The following is a 25,561-nucleotide window of genomic DNA, read 5'->3' on the forward strand; positions in this document are numbered from 1 at the left end:
ATGGGTGGCGGGCTCAGAATGTCATATGACCTCGTTCAGTGTGCTGGTTCCGTCGGCCAGTCGATATCCGGTGCGGCGGCAGTGTTAATGCGACCTAATTGCACCAGATAGATTTTCCACTCTTTCAGTAAGCGCGTTTCCGTCTCTGTCGCCATCGCCAGTTCTTCGGCATAGGTCAGCTCGCTGATGCGCTCACGGGCGGCCTGCCGCCGTGCATCAAGGTCGCGCTGCGCCGCCAGTACCGTTGTGGCGTGCTGCGCCGCCGTATCCGTCACCCACGTATCGTCTTGCCAGCGGTCAAACTCACCGGATGGCGGCAACAACGTCAGGTGTTCCGGCAAATCACCGAGCGTGTCAATCACCTGCGGCTGGCGGGTGCGGGTGTCATACGCCGTTTGACCGCGAAAGTCCGCCACCACCTCCCAGCGCAACCCATCGGCAGCGCGCCGCACTGCCTGCCCGGTCGCTACATCGGCTGGTGGCGCATCGGCATAGCTGTGTGCGGGCACGCCCGGTATCAGGTACTCATCGCTGCTGCCGTTATATTCGCCGGTTTGCGTATCAGCGTGATAAACCGTCAGCCAGCCAGTGTTTGACGCCAGTCCATTTTCGCCTAATACAGCGATTTCATTGGTTTGCATTATGCGGCCCTCACGATGTAGTTAAATGCAACGTTGCGGGGGCGGGTTTCAGATGATACGCGCGGCTGGCCGCCAGAGATCGCCCTTATCGATATACGCCAATCAAATCCCCGCCACCACTAAACGCCCCGCCACCGTCGATGATTGGTAAATTCCCGCCGCTCGCCGCCTGCCCCGAGTAGCGCATATCGCCATGTCCGTGGTTCTGAATAGCGTCGCCCTGCGCTGACATCAATCCACGCCCCATATCTACCCCGCGTCCATCATCCCAGCCGCGAATAAACTCGCCGCGCAAATCTGGCAATACGCCAGACTGATACAGCGCCGCCAGCCTGGGATAGAGCGTTTTGTCAAACGCCTGTCCATTACATTTCAGCCAGCCTGCGGGCGCGCTAGCCTGCGGCCACGGCAGCGGGATGCCTGCGATATCTGCGATATCCAGTTTCTGAGTCAAGCCGGTTAATTTTGCATAACGCCAGTCCAGAGCCATCATCAGTTGCGTTGTCGATGATCCGTCTGCATTGATGCCTGCAAACCCCAGCAGTGTCAGCAATTCACTTTGAATGCTGCGAACAGCGCCTTGCATACTATTCATGTATGCGGCATCTACAATTGTTCCCTCTTCGCCGGTAACTTTATTCTCATCATAAAACGCACCGTCTGACGACTGCGTCGTGACAGGAATTAGCGGCTTCATTTGGCCTCCGTATAATTAAAAACGCACAGTGTGTGTGCAGGTTTCAGCTCGTTAAATACAGATTCAATAACAGCGTCCCGCGATGACATTAATCGCTCACCGCAACGACTAATGCCTGTTCTGAAATAGTATTTTTTGACCGAGGATGACCCGACATTGACGCGCCAGACAAATCGGATGTTCGTCGATGCCAGACGCTGCCCGCAGCGACTGACTCCACACCGAAACGGCATGAGCTCATCAATCGTGATGTCGTACCCCATTTTCTTAGCAAGCCCCGTGAAGTACGGAATGCTTAGGCCACCCGTCTCAGCGACTTTTATCAGAACATCTTCCAGGCGCTGCTGATACGACAGCCCAACCGCAGGAGCGATGCCGAGAACGCGCTCCCAGTCCGAAAGCAGCCCGTTTGCACGCAGCGGGGTGACTGCGCCTAATACGTCGTTTGCCCGTGCCTTTGTTGCAGATAGCGCATCGCCTTCCGCAGTTAATTCGGTGGATAATTGCTCGGCATTGGGGCTATATGAAACTGGAGGTAACAATAATGACAGCAACTCTTTCATAGCATCGCCACTGTGATATTTCCGGCTCGCAGCCACTCAACAATATTGTTATTTACTGTCGCCGCAATATTACCGGCCGGGCTGACTATAGCGCGGTCAACAACACCGCCGATTTGCGATATCAGCATCTCAGCCTGACTTCGAATAAATGATTCGCCCGGCTCCAGCGTGTTAAAATAACTCGTCAACGCATCGCGAATATTTTGCGTAACAGCTTGCACGGTTACGCCACTGACGCTAATTGCGACGGAAATATCAACATTCTTGGGGGTCGGCGCTAATATCATTGTGCTTTTTGCTGTGACCGGCCTGACGTCGTCGATATACGCCTGCACCTTGTTAATAATTTCAGCGCTCGGCAGCCCGCTGGCTGACGTGATTACCACATCAACAGTTCCCAGCCCCCGCCGCAGCGGATAAACGTATGCCGCGCTAACGCCGTCAACACTCATTGCCCAGCGTCTGTAATCGTATTTATTGCCACCGGCAGGCGGCCGCCGAATCACATCGAGCAGGCGGGCGAGCATCTCAGCATCCGTCTCCCGTTCCGTGCCGCCTGCCATCAAACCTATTGTGACAACACTATCGAACCCTGGCGGCGTGCTGGTAAATGTCCCTGTAACTGCCGCTGTTGTATTGCCTGCCGTGCCAGCAAGAGAGGGGACGGCAGCGACGCTAAACTTACCGTCAGCGCCTACAGTTACAGCCTGCGTTGTTGTATACGACAGAGAGCCACGATTTATCGTGCGCCCCACTGCTGACGTCGCGCCGGGTTCACCTGTTCCTGAAATAAATCCTGATGCTGTCGTTTGTGCCTTGCGCGTTATATTCCGCAGCCGGCAGTGCCATTCGAGATATTCTGTATCCGCCGTGTCAGGAAAAATCTGCCGGACTATCCAGGCTTGATGACGATATAATCCTGTAATAACACTCGCGACCGACGACGCACGGATATAAAAATCAGAGTCCTCAGACACGTCAGCCGATGGCAATAAATTTTTAATATCCGCCAGGATTTTTGCGCGCGTCTCATCAAACGAATCTGTCACGAACGCCATTTAACTCACCCTTACCGGATATTTAAACAGTTCACGCCCGGCGGGCGCGGTCACATCAATAATCAGAATCAGCCAGCCGTTATCGCCCGCCTCTGTAGCGACGTCGATTGATGTCGCACGACCGTCATCAATAAGCGGCTGCAACGCTTCGGCAGCGTATTGACGAGCCAGCGTATAGACGCGACTAACATTCTTTTCGCGCGTCAGCAGATGCAACTTTGAACCCAGCGACGGCACAGCCCAATATGACCCATGTGGGGTCATGAGTCGGATATACACAGCATTAGCCAATGTGGCCGTTGCTGTGCCAGCGTAATCGCCGGTTGTTGGGTTCAATAAATTGTCCATGCAGCCATGATGGCCTGCATGGTGAAAGAGAGTAATGTGACGGGGTTCAGTGGGTATTGCCGGGATCACATTGACTGATTTGGTGTGCCGGTTGTGCCGCCGGAATCGCCAGGGTGGTTATGTCCGTCGTAAATTTCGCGGACGCGACTCATCGTTGATGTTTTATCTGCGATTTCTTCACTTGCCTTTAATAAAGGTGTATTAAAATCCGCCCCTTCATTCGCATTGACAATATATTTTTTACAGTTGACCCGATATTCATCGCAATCAACCGTAATTATGCGCCCCTTTTTTAGTGCAATTGCCGCGCCTTCATTGGTATAAATCGCAACCTCTCCCGACGAAAGCGCTTTGATTCGATACGACGCCGACTCGGTGGCGACAACGACGCTATGCGACGTTCTGCCGCCCAGCGGGATCACAACCCCCATAGTGCCTGGCGGCGGGTTTGACGTAAATCCATAATGCTGGAACAACTCAGCATCTTGAATCTGTTCCCCAGCCAGCCCATTTGCCTGAAACGTCTGCACCGGCCCCACGCTGTTAACACGCGATAAACGCACCCTAAACGCTTGCCTGACGCTGTTCATTGCCCGGCGAATCTTTGCTTCAACATTATCCCACATCGACAATCCCCAGTTGCTGCTTGTTTTTGTGTTTGCGGTGGCGCTTGCGCTTTTTCTTCGGAAACGCGTCAGGTATCCAGACGCCGTCTTCTTTCAGTCTCAGCGTCGTGCGCACGCCGTCCTGCCTGCCACCGACGAACTCACGACCCATCAGAAAATACACGGCGTTGATGCCATGCACATCACTGATAACGTGAATGCGCTGACCCGGCTCCCACAACCGGCCGTCAGATGTGCGATGCCCTGCAACGACAGCAGTCATGTCGTAACCGGCAAGGCGCGCATCAGCCATCGCCTTGCGTGCGCGATAGTTCATCTGCTCCTGACTCTCCGCATCCCCGCAGACGATGATTTGCGGCCGGTAATGCGTCACGGACGGGTCATATGCCCTGGCGTTCAGGCCGTGCATACCGGTTTCAGCAGTGCCGGTGTACATGTCCAGCTCGTCATCATCGTTGTCTTCATCATCAGACTCAGACGCGGTTGCTGTCGATGCGTTATCGACATCGACAATCGCCAGCTTTTTTGACTTTTTTGTCGTGTGCGCGTGCCCTTGCGCTAACACCGTCAATTCAGAGAACGAGCGGTCTTCGCTGCTCTCATCGTCGAGCTGAATCACGTTATTGCCTTTGCCGTCCTGCCGCAAAATCAGTGTCGCAACAGGCGGAGCGGTGTAATCCGGGCCGCCGATCATCAGCGTCCCATCCGGGGAAAACCACGGCCACAGCCCGCGCCCGGCGCACGCCCGATGCAGCAAATCCCAGGCGCGCTCACCAGGTTCTGTTGAAATCTTGTCATTACGCATGGAGCTTTCTGCGTTCAGCTGGATTTTTGTGATGCCGAGCGGGCGAACCACCTGAGCGATAACCTCTTCAAGCCCAATTTGGCGCGATGTTAACAGCGGGGCGGCACAATCGACCAATATAGACATATTATCGCGACCACTGAGCGAAAGCGTCAAACCGCGCTTGCTTGCCGCGCGGCGAATGCGATCAATGCGGCCAATCATCACAACGTCTGCACCTATTTTCACTTGTACCGGCGCACCACGCGTGATGCCCGTCGGAAATGCCCCTTCAGGTAGCCCCAGGCTAACGCTCCATGCATCGGCCGGAACCAGAAAATCACTGTCAATCTGATAGCGCGACCACGCGCTGTGCGCCTTGCCGTTGACGATAATTGAGACTGTATTGTTATCACTCTGCGTAGGCATTGAGCACGTCTCCCGCGACAAGTCCGTTAGGGTCACACACCTGCGGATTCAGCCGTTGCAACTCGTCAGCGCGCGTATAGTCGCCATACCAAAGATGCGCCACCAGGTGCAGATTTCCGGGGGCGGCGACAGTGCGTTGAATCAGTTGTGGTTTCGATTCAATAACCGCCGCCGCCATCTCTTGTACCAGCAGCGCGACGGCTTTTAGCTGCTCGATAACCGGCTGATATGTCAGCCCCGTTGGTTGTTCGCTACTGCTGATATCGTTCATCGCTGGCTCAAAGGCGGTGCGCGTACTGTCAATTGCTGTCTGGATCATCGTGCGCGTATCGCTGGTGATTTTCTCGACGTCATCCGGCGTCAATACTGCGGTGATAGCCGCATCCTCAAGTACGGCAGATGCTTCTGCTGCTGCTTCGATTGCAACAACAATGGTGACGACAACAATTAACTCAATGATATCCGACGTCGTGAGTTGTGGCGGCATCTCAACCGCCGCGTCAACGCTGCCTGTCATAATGTCGGTGGGCATGGCCTGAACGGCGGTCAGCGCGGTTTGCGTATTTGACCAGTCGGACATCACAACTGCAGGGGATGCTGTATACGCTGTTGCTGCTGCAGCTTGTTCCGTCGCCGCATCCGCCCCGCTGTACGAGCCGGTATAGGACGAGTGCAGGCTGGATTTTGACGCCCCGGTTTTCAGCGATAATGCTGACTGCAAATCACGCAGGAACGCGGCCGGATAATTGACAAAATCTGTGACGCTACTGACGAACCCGGAGATATCACTGCGGAAAACCGCAATCATGTTTAGCGCGCCGTTCGCCAGGCCTTTTACCTTATTCATCATCGCCTTTGCCGTGCGCAATGGCTTTGTGACGTTCTCCAGCATCTTACTTGTGCTGTCAATCAGCGACTGCGAGCGACTGAACAGCTCGTCGGCCTTGGATTGCGGATAGTTTGTGACAAAAAACGGATTGCCAGGCGTTGACTGCATAAACTGCACATCAACAGTGCAGTAATCTATACTGTCGGCTTCGTGTTCGATGCTAAAATCAGTGACCTGCATGGCAGGCATTGAGCCAAACACCGGGTGTATCAACTCTGCCGCACCGCGTTTACGCAGCGCCTCGATAAACGCCTGCAGCCTGACCTCATAGTCGTCACCAAAAAAAACCGCGCGCACAGCAACAGTGTGTGGCTTTGCCCCCATATCGCGCACGTCTGCGCCGTCAATGTACGGGTATTCGTCTTGTGCAATGTCGCGTTGCTCGCCGTCTTTGACGTTTACGACATCGAACCTGATACCGCGAAACTTCGCGTCCTGCAAATTGTCAGTCCATGCCATTAGTAGCCACCCCCAACTGAACCCCGGACAGCTTGCGTGCCGTTGTACTCGTTCACCGCCTCGGCGAGTACGCGGCTATCCAATTCGATTTTTGTGATGTGAGTGATAGGCGGCTGAGGCTGAGGGGTGGCAACCGGCTGCTGAGGGATTTGCATCAGATAAGACGACGTGACACCGCCTGCGCCCTGTCCAATTGTTGATGGCTTGCTCCACCAACTCCCGCTTTCGTCGCTGACATTATCAGCCAGGTATTTTTTGATCCATTCTTCGTTTTCTTTTGCATACCCACGCCCAACTTGATACCAAGGCTGATAGCGCTTACGTGCCGCATCAATCGTATCCTGTCCGTAGTTATTTTTTAGCTCATCCCATTTTGCCGGGCCATTTTGCAGCTCATCCTCCTCCTCCGGAGTTGTCATTGTCGCGATTGACGCAACTGCTAGCGCAAACGCACCGTATGCCGCATACTTGCCAATCCGACCCGGCAGGTCCTTGGCTTTATCAAGCAAGCCGTCATCTTTCCCCCCTTGATCTTGCCAATTCGTTACATACACTGGCACTGCACCACTCGCGTTACCACCAGTAATCAAATCCATCGGATTGAAACCGTCAGTTTTACCACCAGAGCCGGTAATGCCTGGGATTTTTCCACCCCCCAACAATCGCATTCCAGCAAAAACAGCCGCCGCCGCCGCCAACGCTTTAACGCCGACTGTCGCACCGGATACCGCCGTTGTCAGTGCCGGGTATTCGTTCGCGTAATCGGTCAGAAGCCCAGATATGCGCCCGATCACATCTGCAAGCGGTTTGACAGCATCAATCTGACCAAGATCCGCCGCATTACCCAACTGCTCCGCCTTGAAAACCCCAGTGCCTTGTATCAGCTGAAAATTTTTATCGCCCGCCGTTTCGCCATCCTGCAAGTAACGCTGTGCGTTAGCATTTTTCGCGATGTCTTTTGCGTACTGCTTGTTACTGCGATACGCCATTAGTGCCATCAATGCCTGACGATCTGCGACCATCGAACCGACGGCAGATCCCTCTAAAATCTTCGCCATCGACTCAATTATTTCGTGACGCTCGGCGCCTTTTGCTGTAGCCAGTTTTTCCTGTAGTTTTTTGTACTCTGGGTTGTTTTCGACAACCTTATCAACAATGCCGACAAATGCATCCAGCGCGTTCATGCCTTTACTGCGCGCAGCCGCAATTGAGCCCGGAAGGTCGATTCCCTTACCGTTGATTTTTATTCGCTTTGCTGCATTAGCGGCGTCCTGACTGTTAATTTTTTGCAATAGGTTCACTGCGTTATTACCAGCTTCGTCTTTTGTCCCCGCAGTGATCACAGACGCCTGGTTTAACCCCAGCAGCACTGAAAAATCACCCAGCCCCTTCATCCCCGCAGACCCGGCTAACGCCAATTGCTGAGGCAACCACTTGGCCATGTCTTTTAGTTCAAATCCGCCGCCCTGACCAGCAGAAATAGCCATATTCAGCGCTTTTCCGATGTCCTTATCCGATATGCCGAATGTCTGCTTTAGCCGTATCGCAATCTGCGCCAGATCTTTTGAGTCAGTCCCTGTCGCTGTCGAGTATTTCTGCAACACCGGCAACATCGCTTTGGCCGAATCCATTTCGACAGCACCAGACGCCAGCAGCGTATCGAGTGTTTCCGCCGCCCCCTCTTTTGTTCCGCCCCCAAATTTAACAGAGTCACGAATCACATTATCCAGCTCACCCATACCGGCCTGGCGTCCAGCAATATCCCGGTCTGCATACGCGGTGTTCGCCATATTCGCCAGACGAAACTCATACGATTGAGCGTTTTTTATCGGCTGCGACACCACAGCCGCCGCCGCAGCAACACCACCCGCCACTGCCGCTGCGCTGGCCCCGGCATTACGCAGTCGCTCAAACTTACCCATTGCGCTTGCCGTACCATTCAGCTCAGTGCGCAGCCGCGTCAACTGCTCAGTCATCGCCGCAAACGCACGGCGTTGATCATTCGCCGACAACATGCCGCTGCGTGTAAGACGGTTGTAAGCCGACATCGTCTGCTGTATCTCGCGCTGTATCTGCCGTTCCGAACGAATGCCGAGCGTTTCCCTGGCATTTGCCACCCGCTGAAACTCAGACGACAGTGCACGCGACGCCTGAATGCCCGTTGTACTCGCTTTCTGCTGTGTGGTAGCCAGTTCAGTTGATGCCCGTTCAGCATTTTTCGTTGCCGTCACCGCGTCGGCCATCGCCTTTCGTAGCACTTGTGAGCCAGCATCTTTCGCGGTCAGCGTTAACGCCAGTTGCAGATTGCGCGCCATTTATTTGCCTCGTTGCTTGCGTTTCTTTCTCATCGACTTAATAACGCGAGTGTTACCACCTGACTGTTGCTTATCGGCGGCAGGTTTGCCGCCATTCAGTACCGCCAGCGCGTTGAGATACCCATCCAGTTCCGGGCGGGTCATAGCAGCTATTCTTGCTTCTGTGATGCCGTATCGGCCGAGGGCGAGGGTTGCTGCTCGGTATCCGGCAAGTTGGGATTCTCGCGCATCCGCTTTTTTTTGATGTTTTCAATCTCCGCGTCAATCACATCAAAATCGTCGTCAGACAGTTGATCAAGCAGTAGTTCCGGCGTGATTTTTTCAGCATCGACACCCGGCAGGGTCAGCACGCTGGATGTAACCGCGACCCGGTAGAACAGCGAGGCGGCAGGGCCGGCTGTCGTACCGCGTGCGTCATGCGTCACAGCCAGAGCATCAACGGTGTCGCCGATAACGGGCAGGCGGGCGCTGAACTCAAAATGCAACTGGCCGTCGATTTCAATTCCGTGCAGTAACTGGGCCATTGTTATTCCTCTACTACTCTCAAGCACTGAAACGTGATATCGCGCTTCGCTTCGTTGTCAGTTGAGTACTGCGCGCCGACATCCGTCGTAAAACAGTCCATGTACGTGGTGCGTTTGCCGCCTGAGCCGGATAATGGGTATTGCGTGATTTTCACACCCTCCATGCCCTCCCAGTCCAGGTCACCATCCAACGGAATCACCACTGTTGCCGCCAGCTGATATTCAGCGATACCCCGAGCGAAGCCCTTCGCACGCCCGGTTTTGTTCATCGTTTTGACGAGTTTTCGTCCCGTCTTCGATGTGACCTTCAGGTCAGTACATTCCAGCTCACGGCTGTCAATCTCAAGAACGATTGACCCGACGTATTCCTCAATAGCCATTGTTTTTCTCCGTCAGTTACAGCAACAGGTCGATGCGGCCCGCAAACACGTGCAACCCATTCACAACATCAACAGGGATGGCAGCATTCAGGCAGTTCATGTCTTGCGAATCACGCTCAACAATCAGCGCGCCTTTGTTTGCGTCGACGTTCTCGATGATCTCCAGCTCTTCCAGCTTGTAGAGCACATCCAGTAACTCGCTGCGAACCTTTGCAGGCGTGCGGGAACTCAGCTTGTCGCGCGGGAAACGCAGCGTGATGCGCTCACGGCAAGCCTTGCGCACATAGTCGAGGGTGCGAATGGTTGTGATATCCAGCAGGGCCACATCGTCAACACCGGCCGCGCTTTTTGTATAGGTACTGATTGCACGCACTATCTGCACCGTGTCGCCGGGGCCGATCTCGAAAGGAGCCAGGCCGTTATACAAGGCTTTTTCCTGCTCGGTGCGCATCGGGCGTGACGCCAGCGCGGTCACGTCGAGCGCCGACATTGCCAGGGTGTTGAGCGGCCGTGCCGGGTCTTCCTCGCTCGCCACCATTGCGGCATACCCTGCCGCGATTTGTGCGACGGTACAGACAGAGTCGCGGTGCCATCCCGCTGTGATACGTCCGGCATTAATGCTCGACGTCAGCGTGATACCGGTTGACAGCGAGTTTTTCCAGCCAGTGACGCCGATGACACCACGCTGCTCCAGCGGCCCGGATGCGTTGTCCAGGTGCGAACGCAGTTCGGTTAGCGCATCCTGCGTCGCATACGGACAAACGATGATGCTATGGCCCGCAGAGAACACGTGTGCCAGCGCGGGTGCGATGTCCGGGTTAATTTCGCCGCCGGTCATTGCCGTTGCTGCAACACTGACGCCCGACGCAGTTGCCGCCGCCCGCAGTACGATTTCGTTACCCGCCGCCCCTTTGTTTTTGGCCGTGAACGTGATAACGCCATTGGCCGCCACAGCCGTCACCGGTAGCGCCGCCTGTTGATTCAGCGCCGCCACCATATCAGTTGCAATGGCAGCAGCGGTGTCACCGGTTGACACAGCAACGTTGACGCGGGCTGTCCCAACCCACACACTCATCGTGCCGTTACCTGCGGCCGGGCCCGTCACCGTGACCGTACCGGAAGCAGGCTGTGCGCCGGTCGCATCACTGATGCCGATGACCTGTAATTGCAGGTAGCTGTAACAGGTCAGCGCGCTGACCACCATCAGATGCGCCATCGAACCCGCGCCGAAATAGGTTTCGGCCTCGTCAGAGGAAAACACATCGACAGCCGTTAATGGCGGCTGCGTGCCAGTCGGCAGCATCTGAGCCAGCATCAATACTGTTTGCTGATTGCCAGGTAGCGAACGCACCGCCAGGCGAGTGTTGAATTCGAAATACCGACCGGGCTTGCGTGTGCTGCCTGGAATTTCGTAAAACGTGACATTAGGGCTAGCCATCGTTGTTTGCCTCCGCTTTGGTCTTCACATTCGGCCCGGATACCGCCTTTTCATCCGGGACGATCACCAGGTCACCGGCTGAAATCTGGCGCAAGTAATACGCCGTGCGCTCCACATGCACTGGCGCATCATCGATATAGCGCCGGGCGTTTTCTTCACGCGGCACGCGCACACCAGGTGCCGCTTTAACTGTTATCTGTGACATGAGTGATGATTTCCTCTGCATCCGGCCGGGCCGGGGTTTGTGGAATGTCGTAGCTAAAGCGTGTTCTCAGCCAGTCCGGGTCGTCTTCACTTACCTGTCCGGAATAGCCGCTGAAAATCGCATCCGGGTGGAATGGTGCGACACCAGACCGCGGGTACTTGCCGTTTTCCAGCGCCTCTTCCATCCATGCCGTGTCGAACTCACACGCAAAAACCGACAGCGCGTTGTCTTTCAGGCTCGTGTTAAACAGCGTTCTAACGCGCCCTGGCATCAGCGCCTGAATACTTAGCCCGGCATCAGCCATATCCTGCCCAGACAGCAAGCGACGGACAGCGGTAACCATGCGGTACGTCCCGACCTCGTCAAGACGCGCACCGCCATGCCGCGACGCTTCTTCACTGCGCACGCTGCGCTCACCCACAATCACCACGAAACGGCCGAGTGTTCTGTACTTACGTTTAGTGAGATTGGCATTTTCAGTCCTCTGTATACCGCCAAACGTCACCCAGCAGGCGGGCAGCGCGCGGGCGATTTCTGCCGGTTCTCCATCCAGCTCACCACCATACGAGCACACAGTCGGCGCAATCCGCCCGAGCCCGCGCTTTAGCCTGTCGATGATTGCCAGTTCGATATCTTTGATGGTGTTCAAAATGCACCTCCCTGAGTAGAGTCCCGCCCAAACCGACGCCCGGCCGACGTGAATGTCGTGCTGGTTCCCGATGGCTGAACCACATCACCTGACGGCAGACGACCGAGCGTGATGCGCCCATCTGCAACGCGCTCAAGGTAACGAATGGCGTCCTCGTAACGCGCGCGGATTTCATCTGTCATCTGGCCCGAACCACACAGCAAATACCGGGCAACATCGCAGCAGCGACCGACCAGAATTCGCGGCGTGTCAGTCCACGGCACCGGGTAGCGCCCGGCGAGATAGCTGTCGATTTCAGCACTGGCGCGGGTCAGCGCGCCAGTCAGTACCTCATCGTCAATTTCACCGGCGAAAGCCCGGTCGGTGAGCGAGACACACTCACGCTCACCGAATGCCAGCACCATGTCATCGCGGGTCGCGTACATTATTTCTTCGCCTTGCCATCATCGGTTGCCGTTGCCGTTGCCGCTGCGGCTAACTGAGCCTTGAGCGCATCACGCTCTGTCGTCAGCGCCGCAACGGCGTCCTGCGCGGCTGTCAGCTGGGCGTCTCGTTCCTGCACAGCGACCTCCAGTTCAGCAATGCGAACCTGGGCGGCGGACAGCGCCGCACTATCATTGGCGGTTTCCCGTTCGTCACTGATACGCACGACGATCAACTGCGGCTCGGCCTCCAGCGTCGCCAGTTCTTCGGCAGTGAACTCGTCATCGTGATAAGTCCGGGTTTTCGCGCTGTGTGCGATGCCGCAACGCCGAAAGCCTTCAACGCGGGCGGTAATTTGGATTGGCATTATGCGTCTACTCCCGTTGAGCCATAGGCCATTTGCCAGAAGCCGTAGCCGCCGTTGGCGCGGGCTTCTGCCCCAAACCGGAATTTCTTGCGAGAGAAGACGTTGTCGTTGCTGTAATCCGTCTGCTCAACAAATTCCGGCTTTTTACGCTCCTGGTAGATCAACGGTTTCATCAACTGCGCGTTATCAAGTAGGAACCACTCGGTATCGGTTTTCAGCTCCGGCACCACCAGCACTTCAGCCGTTCCTTTGTACGTGTTGGGCGTGTTATCCGGGAAGCGGTCGGCCGTCATCAGATAATTCGCCACATCTTCCAGCGCAGGGGGAACAACCAGCAGGCCGGGGGTAATGCGCAGGGATGCCCCCTGATCGTCCTTCATTGCACGCAATGCAGTGCGGGCTGCACCATAACTGGCCCGCGCAGCCGCCAGCGATGCGGCCGACAACGCTTTGGTGCTTTTATTGGATACCGAACGACCTGCAACGGGGTGGTCAACATCAAAGAACGGCTGGGAGTCGTAGCACAGATTCGTAAATCCATCACTCAACAACGCAAAGACGATATCCGCAGGCAGTTCAGCGGCGGATTGACCGGCTGCTTGCGCCTGCATACCGTAGCCAAGAAGCTGATCGTCTTCGATGTCGTTGCGGTCAACTTCGACAGTGGCTTCCCAGTCCTTGTTACGGATGGTGTAGTTAAAGGCTTCCAGCGACTTGATCGCCTTGTCGCCGATCCACTCCCGCATTTTTGGGAAGCGGGATAGCCAGGAGTAATCGTTCTCCTTCCCTGTCGATGGCACAAGCATTGCGACCTTTTGCCAGTCAGACGACGCCTGCTTAAACGCCTTCTGAAACGTGGTTTTCAGATTGATAAAAATCTGACGAACATTGCCTGCATTCACTAACACAGTATTTCTCCTTTAAATCAGATCAGAACCCACACGCCATCATCAGCGATAGCCTGAACCTTACCGGCAACTGGTCGAGCACTGCCGTTGCTGGTCTTTGCGACGGTCTGGCTGTCCACGACGTAGCAGTTTTGCCCGACTGACGCCTGGGTAACGGCATCGGCGGAGGAATTGGCAAACAGCCAGGCGCGGCCACGGCGCACGATAGCGTCAGCATCCCCATTCGCACCGGTACTGTTATCAACCCAGCCGTCACTGACGCCCAGCGTGACCTGTGCTGCGTTAGCTGTGGCCGGAACGGCATAACCGGCAGCATTGGCGGCGATGATGTGGCCGCCGTAAATCTCAGTGCTGGCCGCGACGGGAACGGCGAACAGCTCGCCGTCGCGGTGCGGTGTGTTGCGATCACTCATTGCGGTTCTCCTTGATAAACTGGACAACATCTGCGGGATCAACACCCATTAACGAACAGATAGCCGGGTCGATAACATCGTCGTCCTGCGCCGTAGGGGCTTTCTTCGGTGCGCCAGTGGGCGGCAGGCCACCGGTCTGGGTAGACGTCAGCGCAGCGATTTTGGGTGCTTTTGACAGGAAGTCTTTCAGACTGTCCGGGGACGACGCCGCCAGAGATTCCGCCCAGGATTTTTGTGCGGGCAGCAACCGACCATCGGACAATGCTGCGGCAATCAGCTCAGTGCATTGCTGCTGCGCCAGGACAGCGACGTTGTTGTTTGCGGTTGCGAGCGCTTCGGCAACAGATTGCTGCATCACCGAAACCGGCACCCATTTGGCCGGGTCGGGACTGGCAACCTGCGCGGTCAGTGCAGCAACGTTTGCGGCATCTGCCGTGAGTCTTTCAATCAGGTTGAACGGGGTGGCAGACAGCGTCTGAAACGATGCCGCTGCCGTTCCGGCTGGCGCGGCGGCCAGTTGATCAATGAGTTTGTTTAACTCGGCGGTAATGTCTTCTGCCGTTGCTGTGATTGGCAAATTCAGCATCCAGCGCAGACGCTCCAATAGTTCGTCCATAGTGTCCTCGTTTGTGGTTGTTGCAGCCATCAACAACGAGGTGGCGGCCAAAATGACAGCCTCCATGTCATCAAGGGCCGGCGTGTTAGTCAGCGCTGCGTGCAGCAGTTGCCGCACACGACCTGACTTGTCATAGGAGAAAACAGGGGATATATAGCGGTATTCATCAGCATCAATCATCGCTGCTGCGGTTTTCGTCCACTGCACGTCGACAGCAAACAATCCCTCACCATCACGCCACTCGAGCGCATGGAACCACGCAGCAGCCGGGGCGGGCTGACCGTTTTTTGCTGCATTCAGAGTTTGATGCTCATAGTCCAGCACAAACGGCGTTTTTGATGCCGCCGCCGCTGCGATCAACACCTGGGCAATCTCGGCGTTCATTAGCCAGCAATCGCATTCAGCTGGGCGACCATCACGGGCGCGGAACTCGCCAGCGGGGAACAACTGAATAGTGCCCAACGAGGCTTTATTGATTTCTACCGCCAGGGCGGCAATGAGCGGTTTCTTTTTCATGCTGAGAAGGTAAGTCAGCCTGAAAACAGAAATAATGTGATGGGGTTCAGTGGGTGATAATGCGGGGTGGGGTCGTTAATGCGGTCATGATAACGGATGCAACCGTTTTTAAAACCCGTTTAAAAACGATTTTACGCCGCTGTAGCACTCGCGATACTGTGATGGTGTGGATTCAACGCGATAACCGCATACAGACGCATTCAGCGCTATGCATCAATGACACGTTGCAAATAGGTTTGCGCCGTCGTTTCCATCCCGTCCACATCTGGCTCGGTGAGGTGCAGGAACGGCCGCGCCGGCATCTTAATTTTGTATTCACCGATGGTGTTCCACTGCGCAAAGTTAGACCGTGATTTTTTGACGAACCGGTTGCCGATACTGCCATCCTTGTGCTGCCTGTAGTAGGCCTGCTGACTGCGGGCGGGGATGTTGATTGTGCCGCCTTCCTGGTGGATGCGGGCATAGGCAACGTTTGTGCCGACAGTCGCGGTGTCATTGTCTGAATATTCGTTGATGCTTGTAGCCAAACGGCCGGATTTCTGCAAAATTTTCCCGCCCTGGCGCTGTTGGGCATAACGCGGACTCCATCCCGCCCATGCAGGCCGACCCTGCGATGCGAAATTCTCTTCGACAGCATCGTGCATCGCCGCCGCCAGCTCACGCATCAACGGCTCGCGGTGTTCCAGGCGCTGTATCAGCTCGCCAAGACCTTTTTCAAAATCGGTAATGTTGTATTTGATCTCGTAACTGTTGCTCATGATTATCCTGATGTATAATTAATCAGCGGCGAGTGAGTAGTTGTTTCCAATGGGTAACGGTTGCTGCTACGGCCATGACCGTCAGAGCATGATCCGGTTCGAGTCCGGCGCTATTCATCCCGCCGCTAATCCAGACTTCCCCACAGCAACTCGTTAACCCCTTTATTCTTCAGTGATTCATCATTCGCCAGCATTTTGCCTGTTCGTATCAGATTCGTTTTTATCCGCTCTTTCTTTCCGCCGCCTGGCGGGCGGGCTTTGAGTTCGCGATCAATAAACACCACCAGTTTTCCTGCGGCATCTGGCAGCTCCAGCACATAGGTCAACGCCGCATCGGTCTTCTGCGTGTTATACAAGATCGCCTTCGGTGACTGCATAAACTCCGGCAAACGCCGCCAAAGCTCGGCAGGCAACTGCGCCTCTTTGCTATCACGAACCGCGTGCAACAGGTTCTCGTCTGTCAGCGTAATAACTGCTGACTCAACCGCCGCGCCTTTCTCTGCCAGCCTGTCGATGACGGCTGACGGCAGCGCGCCGACATGCCGCAACTGGCCGCGAGACTGTTTGTTAAGCAGTGTGTTACTCACGAACTCGCTAACGTCGTTTGAAACCGCCGTTAACAGCGGTTTATTGCTCAGTGTCTCTTGTACCGCAAGCGCGGCCAGACGCGGCTCAGCAGTCGCTGAACGCTCAAGCAAGCGCTGTCCGAGTGCCGCAAGATAACCTTGTCCGGGGTTGTGGCCGAAACCCGCATCGGCGGTGTATAGCTCACCATTCCAGCGAATGGCCGGGACTTTTCTGGAATCGTTCGGCCCCCATGCTTGCTCGACTTCAATAATCTCACTGTGCTGAATAGTGATGTTGCGTGTATCAACATCCGACTGAGACAGGGCGCGAATGCGGCAACGGCAATGATAGCCGTCCGGTGGATACATAAACCGCCAGACAGGGTCATCGGCCCGCGCCGTGTAGCCATTAAGCGCCGCATGTTTTGGGCGCGTATGCGTATCAATGACAGCGAAGCGCTGAAAATAAGGCCGAAACGCGACGTTTGCCATCTGCTCTTCATAGCGCCCGGCGTTATAGGCGGCTTGCATATTGGTTTCAAAAATGGTCTTGAGGCGTCGCGGCGTCAGCTTCTTGCCTTCCAGCACGCCGTCTTCATCAGCCTTAAGTCCACGCCCAAACCAGCCCCTTTGCTCGAGAACGGGCGTTAAGCGACGCCGGAACTGCTCCAGCGTTTCCCCATTTGCCAGCGCATGATTTAACCCGCCCCGGATGTCTTCCAGCACATCTTGTTTCAGGATACCTGCGACAGTGAACGCAGTAGCGTGAGTGCGCGCTTCGACATCGTGCCAGTTGAAACCGATGGTGTAGCCCTTGGATTCGAAATAACGGATCGCCTCTTCGGGTTTCAGGCCGATGGCATACGCCAGATCGACGCTATTTGTCGGCATTCAGGTGTCCCCACACGTCCGCCACAAACAGCGCCTGAGCTAACAGTTGTTGCAACTGTGCATCATCAAGCGCTGGATAGCTCGCCGCGATAATGTCGAGCGCGTCATCCGGGGTTTGCCCGTTTTGCAACGCTGCAACCAGCGGCGCTATCAGCGCATGCATCGCGGCGGTAATCGCTTCCGGCGTAGAGCGGGCGTTATCGAGCGCTATCTGTGCCGGGTCGCTGATATCATCCACGGCAGTTGTGCTAAGTGCGGCGAATGACCGGTACGGCGACGGGCGAGACGATAGCGCAGCGGCTGGTGTCACTGCTGGGGCAGGCGTTAGTACCGGCTCGTCATCTTTCGGGACGGGGATACCCATTTTCTGATGCACCCACGACACAGGAATGCTTTTCAACCCGGCATCGACCAGCGTTTTAATGCCCGCAGAGAACGTGCTGATATCTGCAATGTCGCGGGTATCAAACACAAAGCGGGGCTGACGTCGACGAGAGACTGCATAGCCATTAATTGACAACAACATCGATATAACATTGCTAAAGAAGCCCTCTAACTGCCGGGCATCGGCCACCAGGATATCGTGCCGCACTTCGTTATGAACGTTGCCGAGTGCATTGGTTGATGTTTTGCCGTCAGCCTGGCTTGTCAGTGTACCGCCCAGTATCACTTTCGAGGCGGTGCGTTCGCACCATTCGATCATCGACATAAACGTCGCTGCCTGCCCGTCCGCCGCCGATTCGAACCTGATGTTTGTCCCTTCGGGGATGATACCGGCCGCATCGTGACCGAGAGTCACAAGAGCGTGCAGCAGCCTGTTTTTCTCCTCCTCAGTCGCACTTGCCATGTACGTGCCGATTCTGGGCGGCAGTCCGTAAATCTCCAGGAACTCGGCAAAATCGCGTAGCGAGAAGTTTTTAAACAGGTACGGCCAGACCAAAACCCGATACAGGCCCGCCTGCGCGATATAGCCAGACTTGGCGTTATGCGCATGGACAAGCCATCCGAACGGCCACAGTTCCGCGCCGTTCATTGTGCCGTCAGCCAGCCGCACGGTATCGTCAATTTCGGGATTAGTGCAAAACCAGCGGTGTGGGCGCAGCACGGTCTTAATGGGCAACCACACATCGCCTTCGTTATCCCACTTTTCTATCTCCTGCGCGGAGAATCCGTGGCCGATGGCGTCCGCCGCATTTAAGATCAAATCATGAATGTCCGGGATGCCGAGCATCCACTCCGTCACCATCGCCGCCTGGCTCTTTTCTGCCTCGCTGGCATTCACCGGCGGCTCAATACTCCAGTCCAGACCCAACAGCGCGTTTTTGCGCTTTGCCATCTCGCTGAAGATATGTCCGTCTTTCTCGATCATGTCTTCGAACAGGTCAGCCTGGGCGGCGATATCACCACGCTCGGCCGCTTCAAGGATGCGCGGCAGGCGGCGAATATCCAGCCCACGCGATGGATGCTCCGGCCAGTGCCGCTGTATCTGTGCCGTTCTCGTGGTCTGCGGGCCGTCCAGCACTTCTTTGTTAAACGGGCGACCGAATTGATCAACTATTGCCACTTACCAACCTCCTGAACCAAAACCATGCCCAGCAGCACCAGCGCGGTGAAAACCGGTGTCCCGGTCATCAAAATCCGGGTTATTGCGAGGGACGGGAGTAAACGAAAATGCAGCGAACCCGGACACGGCCAGCGCCCAGAGCATGTGCAGGGCGTCCGGGCCATCGTCGTGGTCAGCCACCGGGAAGTGCCGTAACTGGTCAATCAACGTTGACTGGCTGGGGTGCAGGCGTATCAGCCCATTCGCTATGTGCGGCTGCAAGGACTCGATGCGCAGAATTTTGTCGCTGCTGGGCGTCACGCCACGCGCGGGAACCGGGATACCTGTAGCCGCACTGCGCTTTACAAGTTCCGTGCGTAAGAATTCCTGGAACTGCACAGCTTCAACAGACCAGCACAAACAGCGGTAGATGCGCTGCAATTCGATGATGTCCGAGATAATTTTGTCGGGAACGCGCTTACGGATTGCCGCTTCGACGACATCCAGGATGCCGGTATGGCGGTTAAACCCACCCACAAGCAGGGCGGACGGGTCACGCTTACCACCAGCACGCCCAAGGCTCGGGTCACATGCGCCGAGGAAGACCCACTCATTAAGACGATTGACCCAGAACGTAATGCAGTTGGCAAAGGGTGCATCCTCTCCGCTCACCGGGTCGTTCTGGTACTCAGAATCAAATGTTGAGTGGCCGTCGCGGGCGCGGATCAGCATCAGGGCCAGAATAGGCCGGGCCGACCATGACACCACCGCGCCTTCGTCCATTTCGGCCTTATGCTGCTGATAGAACGCGTTCGCCAGCCACTGGCCCTTATCGTCGTTATTGCGCAGGATTTCTTCCCATTCATCCCACAACGACATATTGACCGGCCACTGGATGATCGCCTTGAATCGCGCCGTCTTCCACAGTGGATTTTTCAGCGTCCGGGACAGTACGGAATCGTAGTGCAGGATGGTGCCGATGTAGATGACATCGAACTTCGCGCCCGCCCCGCCAAGCGGCAGGATGGTCTTTTTAAGCCAGTTATCCAGCTTGTCGCGCTGCTCAGGGCTGCGCACCTGTTCGTCGTTCTCGATATCATCCAGTACCACCAAATCGGGGCGGTACGGGCCGTGGCGCAGGCCACGCAGTTTTTTACCGCTGCCCGCGACCTGCACTTTGATATCGTTGCGCGTGACAATGGTTCCGGCCTGCCAGACGCGCCCGCCGCCCGCCACTTCGGGGAAATCCATCGCAATCCGTGGGTTGTAAGCCAGCTCGGCTTTTATGGCCTCAAGCATCGGATACGCCTGGTCAATCGAGTCCATGACGATAACCAGGTAATGCTTGATCGCACAGACAATGCACCAGATGTTAAATAGTTGACTGACCAGCGTTGATTTCGCCTCGCCACGCGGCGCAGCGATGGCGTCATTCTCGCTGGTTGTGCTGGCGACAATCTCCGGCAGACGAGCGAACAGGTACTTATGCAGTTCGCTCTTGTCTGCATGTCGAACGTAGTGCGGAAAATAGTGCTCAACAAAATAGACGTAGCCGCCAACGGGGTCGAGAACGCGGGCGCGCCGTTCTGCTATTGCTGCCGCAGACGGATCAAAGCCGACGCATTCGGCTTCAATCGTCCGGCGCAGCGTTGCCGCCAGTTCTTCCAGCTCTTTGGCAAAATCTTTGGCTGTGAGCTTATTGGATTTACGTGCCACCATTCACCTACATAAAATGAGGTTTATTTGATATCTTTCCGAAGCCACCGATAAATTTTAAGGAGTCTTAATGGCCGTATCTCGATGCCCTAAATGCGAGGAGCACCAGTTTGAAATGGTTGAGAAAGAAATTCGCAACGCCCGGTTTAAGATGATGTTCATTCAGTGTTCATCTTGCGGCACCGTTGTTGGCGTAACAGACTACGAAAACACACCTAGTCTGATTCATCGTCTAGCCAAAGCATTAGGTGTTCGTCTCTAATGCATTTTGACTATTACCGAGGGTATCAATCAGACCCTCGGCATCCCCCTGATCAACCAGATGATGAAGAACTACTTTCATCTCATCAGACCAAACCGTACAACTGCCGTCCTTTTGCTCATCAGCAGTAGACAAATTCACAGAAGATCTATTTTCTTTAATCATCATTTAATCCCCGCTTAACGCCGCGTTAATCTCGTCAGTGATGCGTTGTTTCGCAGCATAGGGCCGCTCGTTGTAGCCACGATCTAGCACAAGTTTCTCGCCGTCAGCCCAAACAAACACATCATCATAAGCACCCACTTCGATACGGGTGATGCTGCTGGCCATGACAGAATTTTGCTGGTTGATGCTAATGATTTTGTCAGCCATAACGTTTCCCTATTTCTTCACCGAACCCATTAAGAATGCTGACGAACGCCTCCAGGTGTTTTGAATGTTTTTCCCGGATAAAGGTCGACAGCAACTGGATAACCTCAAGCGCAACAGACAGCTCGCTTGTTTCAGGCAGAATCTTTTTACTTGCCGACGTCGCTTTGTTAAACGCATCAGCAAGGCTTGCCAGCAGCTCAACACGAGCCTGCGGCGGGATATCTGCCGCGCCGTTAAGCATTTCCAGCGTGGTCTGGTACTGCGTTACCAGCCCGGTTAATACCGCACGGCCGATATCCTCCAGACCACCGCCCGCCATGACATGTGCCGCCCGCAGCTTGTCCCAGTCGTCGCCAGCGTCTTGCGCGTCTTTTTTCCAGCGCCGTGCTGTGCCGAACGCGACGCCAGACTGTGCCGCTGCGATTTCAAGCGACATCTGGCCGAAAATATAAGCCCGGCGCAGCTTGTCTTTGACTTCCTGCGGGTGCGCCATCAGAGTCCCAGTCTCGCTTTGATTAGCAAAATTGCCGTTGTAATCAGGCCACCTGCAACACCACCCGCCACACCACCGGCAATTGCACCGCGCCGAACAGCAGCGGATTCGATAGTGTCCATGCGATGCTCAATCCGGGTCAGTTGCGCAGAGATATCTGCCAGCCCGTCAATAGCCGGGGCCGGGATTTGCAACGCATCCAGCCGTTTCGAGATATTGCTCAGAGCCGCCGAATCAGCAGCCGTTACTGTTGCTACGCGACGCACGCGGCGCTTTTGTCGTGCCTTCATTTATCTGCCTTCCTGTCCAGTTTGTTATCAATCCGATCGATAGTGCTCTTCAAATCGCGCAACGTATCCATTACAGACTCGTGATCGCGCCGGGCGTCGTCACGGCGCTGATAGTCCGTTTTGATGCGTTCAACATCAGCCCGGAGCGATTTCAGCGCATCGCTCAGTCCGCGAACGACCAGCCCAAATAGTGCTGATATCAGCGTCATCGCTACACCCAAAACCCATTCCGGGGTCATTTGTCCTTGCCCCCTTTGTAATAGGCGTTTAGTTTTTCCAGTTGCCCGCGCAAGGTCAGGCACCATGCCCCATAGTCGGCCGCGTGGTTCAAAAGCCCTGCGGGGGAGAGTCCGCGTCCGGGGCGGGCGGCATCGGTGGGATGTACAGCAGCTCGGCCGGGGGCGTCGGACATACCGACTGTGTCGTCGGCGTAGCCAAGACTGGCGCGGTAGAGCCGCAGGCTGTCAGGGCCAATGCCGGTAAAAGCGTTAGAATCATTTTTAACTGCACGGTCGATCCCCTCTTTCAGTTTTTGCGTCGTTTTCGTCAGTTCCGTTTTCACGTCCAGCAGCTCAACTGCCAGTTCATCCGCACGGACGCGCTGCGCCGTCGCGTCTGCCTGCGCCTGTTGCAGTGCAGCGACCTGAAGCTCTGCGGCCTGACGTTTTTCCTGTTCGGCGGCCAGCACTTGTGCCGCCAGTTGCTCGTTTTTTAGGGTCAGTTGCTGGTTTTCATCGCGCTGCGATGCTACGCCCGCGTTGCGTCCTGACGTCTCCCCGACGTTGTAGGCAACACCGGCGGCAGCGACGATAAACACCAGCGGTAGCCAGGCAACGCGCAAGAACTGGAGAATGGCGGTATTCACTGTTGGCCTCCTTTGTCTGTTCCGGTTTGCGTGGTCTGGGTCTGGTCACGTTTGATGGCGTGATATTTAGAGGCTTGCGACTGCGTTACCCAGGCGGCGAGATACGCCATAAACAGCCACTCGGTGAGATTGCCTGTGTACGTGCAGAACAGCAGCACACCGGTCGTCGCCAGGAACGCGATGAAAACGATGGTGTCGGACGTGGAAAGACGGCCGGATTTCGGATTAGTGACAAGGTCGCTGAGTTTCATGCGGCCCCCAGTGCGCGGAGCGCCTGTTTATACAGCGCCTGACGCTCAGCCAGCCCGGCCATACCTGCATTAATACGGCGGGTGATTTTCACGATGTCGCCGATATCAGCCAGCGAATTCAGCTTGTTTTCAGACCAGAACCAACCCGCAGACAGCGCAGCGTATTGCGGGGATTCCAGCAGTTCCGGGGAGGTGATCAGGTCAATGCCGAGGGCGCGGCCACAGGCCAGATAATTATCAAGGCCGGTGAGTTGGATAAGGCCACGGCCGCGGAATTTCCAGCCGTCATCCGGGGCTTTGTTACCCATGCGGTTGCCGTAGGCAAGATTAGCGATGGCTCGCTGACGCTCTGCGGGCAGGCTGCGCTCATCGGCATGGCGGCCCAGCGCTTCACGCTGTCCGGCGGTTAGCTGAGAAAAAATGGCAAGACCGGCAATGGAATAGTTGAACGACTCGACAATGCGAGTGAAACCACCGGATTCGTGGCCCGTCTGAGCGATGAATGCGGCAATGCGGCGCGGGGTAGTGATATCGAAGTGCTGTAGCGCGGCGACGATGTGCTGATGCCATTTCCCGGCAATCTCGGCCTTAACACCGGCGGCGCGCTGGAACTGCTCTACTGTGATTAAAGACATGACACCAGCTTTGTTGTGTGTAAAAAGTGGTGTCAGTGTCTGATTGATGAAGGATTTTTATAACTGGATGGGGTTCAGTGGTTTATGGGCTACAGATCATTTCCCAGGTTTTTTGCCTGCTGTGCTGCCATCGCCTGATCAAAGTTCGGAGATGTATAAATTAATTGACTGAAATCTTTACCCGTCGACGCATCTCGATGCCCAGCAACAAAAATAGTGTCATTATCATATCTGATATAGATAGTTCCTCCATTTGCCAGCGCTGCCTTTGCTTCATCTGGCGTTGATGACGATGATGGCTGACCATATTTCCTTTCGAGGGCCGCAACGACAGGGTTGATGCCATCATTCAGAGTAATTGCTAAACGCTCGAATTTTCCATTAAGAAATAGCACCATAGTCAATGAATTAGAGCCTGAAAATTTGAAATCCTGACAGTAGTAAGATTCAACGCCGTTGATTTTTTTCTCTTCGTATTTCTTCAGGTTACACCACTTCGCTGCAATAACAGTCTTTAAATCAGACCCAAACTTCACACCTTTATACCCATCGACCGCCGCCACTCCGAATGACGTAGCAGATAATGCAATCACCAAAGCTATTGTTTTAAATTTCATATAATTTCCTCAAAAAAGACTTTGCTGCTGATGTGTTACCGGGTTCTTGCTCTCGCGCACCAGTTCCCACGCCAGACGGTCTGAAAATCCATAGTCAGGGCAAAGCCGGGACATCGCCATCGTTATTGATGTCCCGCTCTCTGTCATTTTGTTCAAATCGTGCATAAAACGCTGATTACGCAGCTCGCGAAGGGCGGCGGCGCAGCGCGGCAGGTAAACAATATCGCCACCGAAGGCCCTCGACAACAGCGTCGCGTTTTCAGCGCCAATTGTTTCGCGCAACAGTTCAGCGCGGGCGGCACCCAGCGCATGAACGCCTTTACCAATCGGGAATGTCGTTCCACCGAACCGTTCAATCAGCCGAGCGGTAGCCGGAAATCCAATCAAGTCTGCAATTTGCAGGACAACATCGGGCAGCAGCCCGGCCACGCGCTCCAGTTCCATGATTAGTCCCCGTTGGGTTTGGGTTTACGGCGTTTGGCGTCGATGATCAACGCCTGCATGAGCTTCGTTAATTGCCGGATATCCAGCCAGTCAACATATCGTACATTAAACATGTGCTGCGCCATAGTCTCCGCATAAGCCCACGGCCGACCCGCGTCGGTTAGCAGCGCTTCAATCTTGCTGAGAACGGCCTTTTTGCTTGCTGGCACGCTGGGCTTGCGGCCGTGACTTTTTGCGCGGCGCGGGTAGCCTTGCGTGTGCATGTACGCTTTAACGGCCTCAAGTTCCTGCGCACTGCATTGCGTAGCAGATGATTTACCGGTTAACCGCGCCAGTACAGCGCGGTATGTTTCATCATCCCATTTTAAGTATGCCTGACCCGCCTTTACTGCGCCGATAAGCGCCCGGTTCGTCTGTGGTTTAGCTGGCATCATCAGCACCCCCAGCGTTATTTGTCACCACTGGCGGGGTAGTGTAGAGCGGCGTAACGGGCAAACCGGAGCGCCGGGCATATGCTTCTACCGTGTCGGAGTTATACAGCGTCGCCTCTCCGACAATCCAGGCAACCGGCTCTTGCTTTTGCAGTTCTAATATATAACGCGCCATTTCT

36 protein-coding genes are annotated in these 25,561 nt (G+C 55.4%); all 36 read right to left on the minus strand.

The window, feature by feature from the left end:
* Window positions 1-35: 35 nt before the first annotated feature.
* On the minus strand, window positions 36-641 hold the full coding sequence (locus tag DAQ1742_RS07575) for a tail fiber assembly protein (protein WP_180706277.1): 606 nt from the start codon (window positions 639-641) through the stop codon (window positions 36-38).
* An 85-nt stretch (window positions 642-726) separates the two neighbouring features.
* Window positions 727-1,338, minus strand: a complete 612-nt coding sequence (locus DAQ1742_RS20860; protein WP_408609437.1) for a phage tail protein — start codon at window positions 1,336-1,338, stop codon at window positions 727-729.
* Window positions 1,335-1,901 (minus strand): YmfQ family protein, encoded by a 567-nt coding sequence (locus DAQ1742_RS07585; RefSeq protein WP_035345485.1) that lies wholly within the window; start codon window positions 1,899-1,901, stop codon window positions 1,335-1,337. The genes DAQ1742_RS20860 and DAQ1742_RS07585 overlap by 4 nt, the downstream gene beginning before the upstream one ends.
* Window positions 1,898-2,959: a baseplate J/gp47 family protein gene (locus DAQ1742_RS07590; RefSeq protein WP_035345482.1), complete on the minus strand. Its 1,062-nt coding sequence runs from the start codon at window positions 2,957-2,959 to the stop codon at window positions 1,898-1,900. The genes DAQ1742_RS07585 and DAQ1742_RS07590 overlap by 4 nt, the downstream gene beginning before the upstream one ends.
* Complete coding sequence (locus DAQ1742_RS07595; protein WP_035345479.1) at window positions 2,960-3,307, minus strand: phage GP46 family protein; 348 nt, start codon at window positions 3,305-3,307, stop codon at window positions 2,960-2,962.
* A gap of 65 nt (window positions 3,308-3,372) precedes the next feature.
* Window positions 3,373-3,933: a phage baseplate assembly protein V gene (locus tag DAQ1742_RS07600; RefSeq protein ID WP_035345476.1), complete on the minus strand. Its 561-nt coding sequence runs from the start codon at window positions 3,931-3,933 to the stop codon at window positions 3,373-3,375.
* The gene (locus DAQ1742_RS07605) at window positions 3,923-5,146 is read right to left on the minus strand and encodes a phage baseplate assembly protein (RefSeq protein ID WP_035345473.1); all 1,224 of its coding nucleotides are present in this window, start codon (window positions 5,144-5,146) and stop codon (window positions 3,923-3,925) included. The genes DAQ1742_RS07600 and DAQ1742_RS07605 overlap by 11 nt, the downstream gene beginning before the upstream one ends.
* Window positions 5,130-6,494, minus strand: a complete 1,365-nt coding sequence (locus DAQ1742_RS07610) for a DNA circularization protein (RefSeq protein ID WP_035345470.1) — start codon at window positions 6,492-6,494, stop codon at window positions 5,130-5,132. The genes DAQ1742_RS07605 and DAQ1742_RS07610 overlap by 17 nt, the downstream gene beginning before the upstream one ends.
* Window positions 6,494-8,809, minus strand: coding sequence for a phage tail tape measure protein (locus DAQ1742_RS07615; protein WP_067486442.1), 2,316 nt, complete (start codon window positions 8,807-8,809; stop codon window positions 6,494-6,496). Before DAQ1742_RS07615 ends, DAQ1742_RS07610 begins: the two co-directional genes overlap by 1 nt.
* Window positions 8,810-8,953: a hypothetical protein gene (locus tag DAQ1742_RS07620; RefSeq protein WP_158513798.1), complete on the minus strand. Its 144-nt coding sequence runs from the start codon at window positions 8,951-8,953 to the stop codon at window positions 8,810-8,812. It lies immediately after the preceding gene.
* 5 nt (window positions 8,954-8,958) lie between these two features.
* Window positions 8,959-9,333 (minus strand): hypothetical protein, encoded by a 375-nt coding sequence (locus DAQ1742_RS07625; RefSeq protein ID WP_035345463.1) that lies wholly within the window; start codon window positions 9,331-9,333, stop codon window positions 8,959-8,961.
* Between the two features lie 2 nt (window positions 9,334-9,335).
* Window positions 9,336-9,713, minus strand: coding sequence for a hypothetical protein (locus tag DAQ1742_RS07630; protein ID WP_035345461.1), 378 nt, complete (start codon window positions 9,711-9,713; stop codon window positions 9,336-9,338).
* A gap of 16 nt (window positions 9,714-9,729) precedes the next feature.
* A complete protein-coding gene (locus DAQ1742_RS07635; RefSeq protein WP_067486439.1) occupies window positions 9,730-11,151 on the minus strand; it encodes a phage tail sheath C-terminal domain-containing protein in 1,422 nt (473 codons plus the stop codon).
* Window positions 11,144-11,356 carry a DUF2635 domain-containing protein gene (locus tag DAQ1742_RS07640; RefSeq protein ID WP_083960943.1) on the minus strand — a complete coding sequence of 71 codons (213 nt, stop codon included), beginning with the start codon at window positions 11,354-11,356 and terminating at the stop codon, window positions 11,144-11,146. The genes DAQ1742_RS07635 and DAQ1742_RS07640 overlap by 8 nt, the downstream gene beginning before the upstream one ends.
* Window positions 11,337-11,996 (minus strand): DUF1834 family protein, encoded by a 660-nt coding sequence (locus DAQ1742_RS07645; RefSeq protein ID WP_035346450.1) that lies wholly within the window; start codon window positions 11,994-11,996, stop codon window positions 11,337-11,339. Before DAQ1742_RS07645 ends, DAQ1742_RS07640 begins: the two co-directional genes overlap by 20 nt.
* A 5-nt stretch (window positions 11,997-12,001) precedes the next feature.
* A complete protein-coding gene (locus DAQ1742_RS07650; protein WP_035345455.1) occupies window positions 12,002-12,430 on the minus strand; it encodes a gp436 family protein in 429 nt (142 codons plus the stop codon).
* Complete coding sequence (locus DAQ1742_RS07655) at window positions 12,430-12,795, minus strand: HI1506-related protein (RefSeq protein WP_035345452.1); 366 nt, start codon at window positions 12,793-12,795, stop codon at window positions 12,430-12,432. Before DAQ1742_RS07655 ends, DAQ1742_RS07650 begins: the two co-directional genes overlap by 1 nt.
* A complete protein-coding gene (locus DAQ1742_RS07660) occupies window positions 12,795-13,703 on the minus strand; it encodes a Mu-like prophage major head subunit gpT family protein (RefSeq protein ID WP_035345450.1) in 909 nt (302 codons plus the stop codon). Before DAQ1742_RS07660 ends, DAQ1742_RS07655 begins: the two co-directional genes overlap by 1 nt.
* 17 nt (window positions 13,704-13,720) lie before the next feature.
* The gene (locus tag DAQ1742_RS07665; RefSeq protein WP_035345447.1) at window positions 13,721-14,116 is read right to left on the minus strand and encodes a hypothetical protein; all 396 of its coding nucleotides are present in this window, start codon (window positions 14,114-14,116) and stop codon (window positions 13,721-13,723) included.
* On the minus strand, window positions 14,109-15,248 hold the full coding sequence (locus DAQ1742_RS07670; protein WP_035345445.1) for a phage protease: 1,140 nt from the start codon (window positions 15,246-15,248) through the stop codon (window positions 14,109-14,111). Before DAQ1742_RS07670 ends, DAQ1742_RS07665 begins: the two co-directional genes overlap by 8 nt.
* Window positions 15,249-15,454: 206 nt before the next feature.
* The gene (locus DAQ1742_RS07675) at window positions 15,455-16,006 is read right to left on the minus strand and encodes a phage virion morphogenesis protein (protein ID WP_067486436.1); all 552 of its coding nucleotides are present in this window, start codon (window positions 16,004-16,006) and stop codon (window positions 15,455-15,457) included.
* A 125-nt stretch (window positions 16,007-16,131) separates the two neighbouring features.
* Entirely contained in the window at window positions 16,132-17,463 is a 1,332-nt protein-coding gene (locus DAQ1742_RS07680; RefSeq protein WP_067486433.1) for a phage head morphogenesis protein, read from the minus strand.
* Entirely contained in the window at window positions 17,450-19,027 is a 1,578-nt protein-coding gene (locus DAQ1742_RS07685) for a DUF935 domain-containing protein (protein WP_067486431.1), read from the minus strand. The genes DAQ1742_RS07680 and DAQ1742_RS07685 overlap by 14 nt, the downstream gene beginning before the upstream one ends.
* Complete coding sequence (gene terL / locus DAQ1742_RS07690) at window positions 19,028-20,725, minus strand: phage terminase large subunit (RefSeq protein ID WP_083960936.1); 1,698 nt, start codon at window positions 20,723-20,725, stop codon at window positions 19,028-19,030. It abuts the gene before it with no gap.
* A gap of 241 nt (window positions 20,726-20,966) precedes the next feature.
* The gene (locus DAQ1742_RS07695) at window positions 20,967-21,152 is read right to left on the minus strand and encodes a hypothetical protein (protein WP_067486428.1); all 186 of its coding nucleotides are present in this window, start codon (window positions 21,150-21,152) and stop codon (window positions 20,967-20,969) included.
* Window positions 21,153-21,356: a hypothetical protein gene (locus DAQ1742_RS07700; protein WP_067486425.1), complete on the minus strand. Its 204-nt coding sequence runs from the start codon at window positions 21,354-21,356 to the stop codon at window positions 21,153-21,155.
* Window positions 21,349-21,849 (minus strand): DUF1804 family protein, encoded by a 501-nt coding sequence (locus DAQ1742_RS07705; RefSeq protein WP_067486422.1) that lies wholly within the window; start codon window positions 21,847-21,849, stop codon window positions 21,349-21,351. The genes DAQ1742_RS07700 and DAQ1742_RS07705 overlap by 8 nt, the downstream gene beginning before the upstream one ends.
* The gene (locus DAQ1742_RS07710) at window positions 21,849-22,139 is read right to left on the minus strand and encodes a hypothetical protein (RefSeq protein WP_024110358.1); all 291 of its coding nucleotides are present in this window, start codon (window positions 22,137-22,139) and stop codon (window positions 21,849-21,851) included. The genes DAQ1742_RS07705 and DAQ1742_RS07710 overlap by 1 nt, the downstream gene beginning before the upstream one ends.
* Entirely contained in the window at window positions 22,136-22,378 is a 243-nt protein-coding gene (locus tag DAQ1742_RS07715) for a hypothetical protein (protein ID WP_024107989.1), read from the minus strand. Before DAQ1742_RS07715 ends, DAQ1742_RS07710 begins: the two co-directional genes overlap by 4 nt.
* Window positions 22,375-23,004 carry a hypothetical protein gene (locus DAQ1742_RS07720; RefSeq protein WP_067486419.1) on the minus strand — a complete coding sequence of 210 codons (630 nt, stop codon included), beginning with the start codon at window positions 23,002-23,004 and terminating at the stop codon, window positions 22,375-22,377. The genes DAQ1742_RS07715 and DAQ1742_RS07720 overlap by 4 nt, the downstream gene beginning before the upstream one ends.
* Window positions 23,001-23,255: a DUF2644 domain-containing protein gene (locus tag DAQ1742_RS07725; RefSeq protein ID WP_067486416.1), complete on the minus strand. Its 255-nt coding sequence runs from the start codon at window positions 23,253-23,255 to the stop codon at window positions 23,001-23,003. Before DAQ1742_RS07725 ends, DAQ1742_RS07720 begins: the two co-directional genes overlap by 4 nt.
* On the minus strand, window positions 23,252-23,881 hold the full coding sequence (locus tag DAQ1742_RS07730; protein WP_067486448.1) for a glycoside hydrolase family 19 protein: 630 nt from the start codon (window positions 23,879-23,881) through the stop codon (window positions 23,252-23,254). Before DAQ1742_RS07730 ends, DAQ1742_RS07725 begins: the two co-directional genes overlap by 4 nt.
* Window positions 23,882-23,979: 98 nt before the next feature.
* Window positions 23,980-24,507, minus strand: coding sequence for a hypothetical protein (locus DAQ1742_RS07735; protein ID WP_180706278.1), 528 nt, complete (start codon window positions 24,505-24,507; stop codon window positions 23,980-23,982).
* A 9-nt stretch (window positions 24,508-24,516) separates the two neighbouring features.
* Complete coding sequence (locus tag DAQ1742_RS07740; protein ID WP_067487265.1) at window positions 24,517-24,951, minus strand: Mor transcription activator family protein; 435 nt, start codon at window positions 24,949-24,951, stop codon at window positions 24,517-24,519.
* Between the two features lie 2 nt (window positions 24,952-24,953).
* Entirely contained in the window at window positions 24,954-25,385 is a 432-nt protein-coding gene (locus DAQ1742_RS07745; protein ID WP_232046611.1) for a gp16 family protein, read from the minus strand.
* Complete coding sequence (locus tag DAQ1742_RS07750; protein ID WP_145916210.1) at window positions 25,372-25,557, minus strand: hypothetical protein; 186 nt, start codon at window positions 25,555-25,557, stop codon at window positions 25,372-25,374. The genes DAQ1742_RS07745 and DAQ1742_RS07750 overlap by 14 nt, the downstream gene beginning before the upstream one ends.
* Between the last annotated feature and the right edge of the window lie 4 nt (window positions 25,558-25,561).

It is taken from the genome of Dickeya aquatica (assembly GCF_900095885.1).
Lineage (GTDB): Bacteria > Pseudomonadota > Gammaproteobacteria > Enterobacterales > Enterobacteriaceae > Dickeya > Dickeya aquatica.

What these genes read in the sequence shown, in the direction of transcription:
- DAQ1742_RS07575 (WP_180706277.1), bottom strand. Translation starts at nt 641, where the DNA reads ATGCAAACCAATGAAATCGCTGTATTAGGCGAAAATGGACTGGCGTCA.
- DAQ1742_RS20860 (WP_408609437.1), bottom strand. Translation starts at nt 1,338, where the DNA reads ATGAAGCCGCTAATTCCTGTCACGACGCAGTCGTCAGACGGTGCGTTT.
- DAQ1742_RS07585 (WP_035345485.1), bottom strand. Translation starts at nt 1,901, where the DNA reads ATGAAAGAGTTGCTGTCATTATTGTTACCTCCAGTTTCATATAGCCCC.
- DAQ1742_RS07590 (WP_035345482.1), bottom strand. Translation starts at nt 2,959, where the DNA reads ATGGCGTTCGTGACAGATTCGTTTGATGAGACGCGCGCAAAAATCCTG.
- DAQ1742_RS07595 (WP_035345479.1), bottom strand. Translation starts at nt 3,307, where the DNA reads ATGGACAATTTATTGAACCCAACAACCGGCGATTACGCTGGCACAGCA.
- DAQ1742_RS07600 (WP_035345476.1), bottom strand. Translation starts at nt 3,933, where the DNA reads ATGTGGGATAATGTTGAAGCAAAGATTCGCCGGGCAATGAACAGCGTC.
- DAQ1742_RS07605 (WP_035345473.1), bottom strand. Translation starts at nt 5,146, where the DNA reads ATGCCTACGCAGAGTGATAACAATACAGTCTCAATTATCGTCAACGGC.
- DAQ1742_RS07610 (WP_035345470.1), bottom strand. Translation starts at nt 6,494, where the DNA reads ATGGCATGGACTGACAATTTGCAGGACGCGAAGTTTCGCGGTATCAGG.
- DAQ1742_RS07615 (WP_067486442.1), bottom strand. Translation starts at nt 8,809, where the DNA reads ATGGCGCGCAATCTGCAACTGGCGTTAACGCTGACCGCGAAAGATGCT.
- DAQ1742_RS07620 (WP_158513798.1), bottom strand. Translation starts at nt 8,953, where the DNA reads ATGACCCGCCCGGAACTGGATGGGTATCTCAACGCGCTGGCGGTACTG.
- DAQ1742_RS07625 (WP_035345463.1), bottom strand. Translation starts at nt 9,333, where the DNA reads ATGGCCCAGTTACTGCACGGAATTGAAATCGACGGCCAGTTGCATTTT.
- DAQ1742_RS07630 (WP_035345461.1), bottom strand. Translation starts at nt 9,713, where the DNA reads ATGGCTATTGAGGAATACGTCGGGTCAATCGTTCTTGAGATTGACAGC.
- DAQ1742_RS07635 (WP_067486439.1), bottom strand. Translation starts at nt 11,151, where the DNA reads ATGGCTAGCCCTAATGTCACGTTTTACGAAATTCCAGGCAGCACACGC.
- DAQ1742_RS07640 (WP_083960943.1), bottom strand. Translation starts at nt 11,356, where the DNA reads ATGTCACAGATAACAGTTAAAGCGGCACCTGGTGTGCGCGTGCCGCGT.
- DAQ1742_RS07650 (WP_035345455.1), bottom strand. Translation starts at nt 12,430, where the DNA reads ATGTACGCGACCCGCGATGACATGGTGCTGGCATTCGGTGAGCGTGAG.
- DAQ1742_RS07655 (WP_035345452.1), bottom strand. Translation starts at nt 12,795, where the DNA reads ATGCCAATCCAAATTACCGCCCGCGTTGAAGGCTTTCGGCGTTGCGGC.
- DAQ1742_RS07665 (WP_035345447.1), bottom strand. Translation starts at nt 14,116, where the DNA reads ATGAGTGATCGCAACACACCGCACCGCGACGGCGAGCTGTTCGCCGTT.
- DAQ1742_RS07670 (WP_035345445.1), bottom strand. Translation starts at nt 15,248, where the DNA reads ATGAAAAAGAAACCGCTCATTGCCGCCCTGGCGGTAGAAATCAATAAA.
- DAQ1742_RS07675 (WP_067486436.1), bottom strand. Translation starts at nt 16,006, where the DNA reads ATGAGCAACAGTTACGAGATCAAATACAACATTACCGATTTTGAAAAA.
- DAQ1742_RS07680 (WP_067486433.1), bottom strand. Translation starts at nt 17,463, where the DNA reads ATGCCGACAAATAGCGTCGATCTGGCGTATGCCATCGGCCTGAAACCC.
- terL (WP_083960936.1), bottom strand. Translation starts at nt 20,725, where the DNA reads ATGGTGGCACGTAAATCCAATAAGCTCACAGCCAAAGATTTTGCCAAA.
- DAQ1742_RS07695 (WP_067486428.1), bottom strand. Translation starts at nt 21,152, where the DNA reads ATGATGATTAAAGAAAATAGATCTTCTGTGAATTTGTCTACTGCTGAT.
- DAQ1742_RS07700 (WP_067486425.1), bottom strand. Translation starts at nt 21,356, where the DNA reads ATGGCTGACAAAATCATTAGCATCAACCAGCAAAATTCTGTCATGGCC.
- DAQ1742_RS07705 (WP_067486422.1), bottom strand. Translation starts at nt 21,849, where the DNA reads ATGGCGCACCCGCAGGAAGTCAAAGACAAGCTGCGCCGGGCTTATATT.
- DAQ1742_RS07710 (WP_024110358.1), bottom strand. Translation starts at nt 22,139, where the DNA reads ATGAAGGCACGACAAAAGCGCCGCGTGCGTCGCGTAGCAACAGTAACG.
- DAQ1742_RS07715 (WP_024107989.1), bottom strand. Translation starts at nt 22,378, where the DNA reads ATGACCCCGGAATGGGTTTTGGGTGTAGCGATGACGCTGATATCAGCA.
- DAQ1742_RS07725 (WP_067486416.1), bottom strand. Translation starts at nt 23,255, where the DNA reads ATGAAACTCAGCGACCTTGTCACTAATCCGAAATCCGGCCGTCTTTCC.
- DAQ1742_RS07735 (WP_180706278.1), bottom strand. Translation starts at nt 24,507, where the DNA reads ATGAAATTTAAAACAATAGCTTTGGTGATTGCATTATCTGCTACGTCA.
- DAQ1742_RS07740 (WP_067487265.1), bottom strand. Translation starts at nt 24,951, where the DNA reads ATGGAACTGGAGCGCGTGGCCGGGCTGCTGCCCGATGTTGTCCTGCAA.
- DAQ1742_RS07745 (WP_232046611.1), bottom strand. Translation starts at nt 25,385, where the DNA reads ATGATGCCAGCTAAACCACAGACGAACCGGGCGCTTATCGGCGCAGTA.
- DAQ1742_RS07750 (WP_145916210.1), bottom strand. Translation starts at nt 25,557, where the DNA reads ATGGCGCGTTATATATTAGAACTGCAAAAGCAAGAGCCGGTTGCCTGG.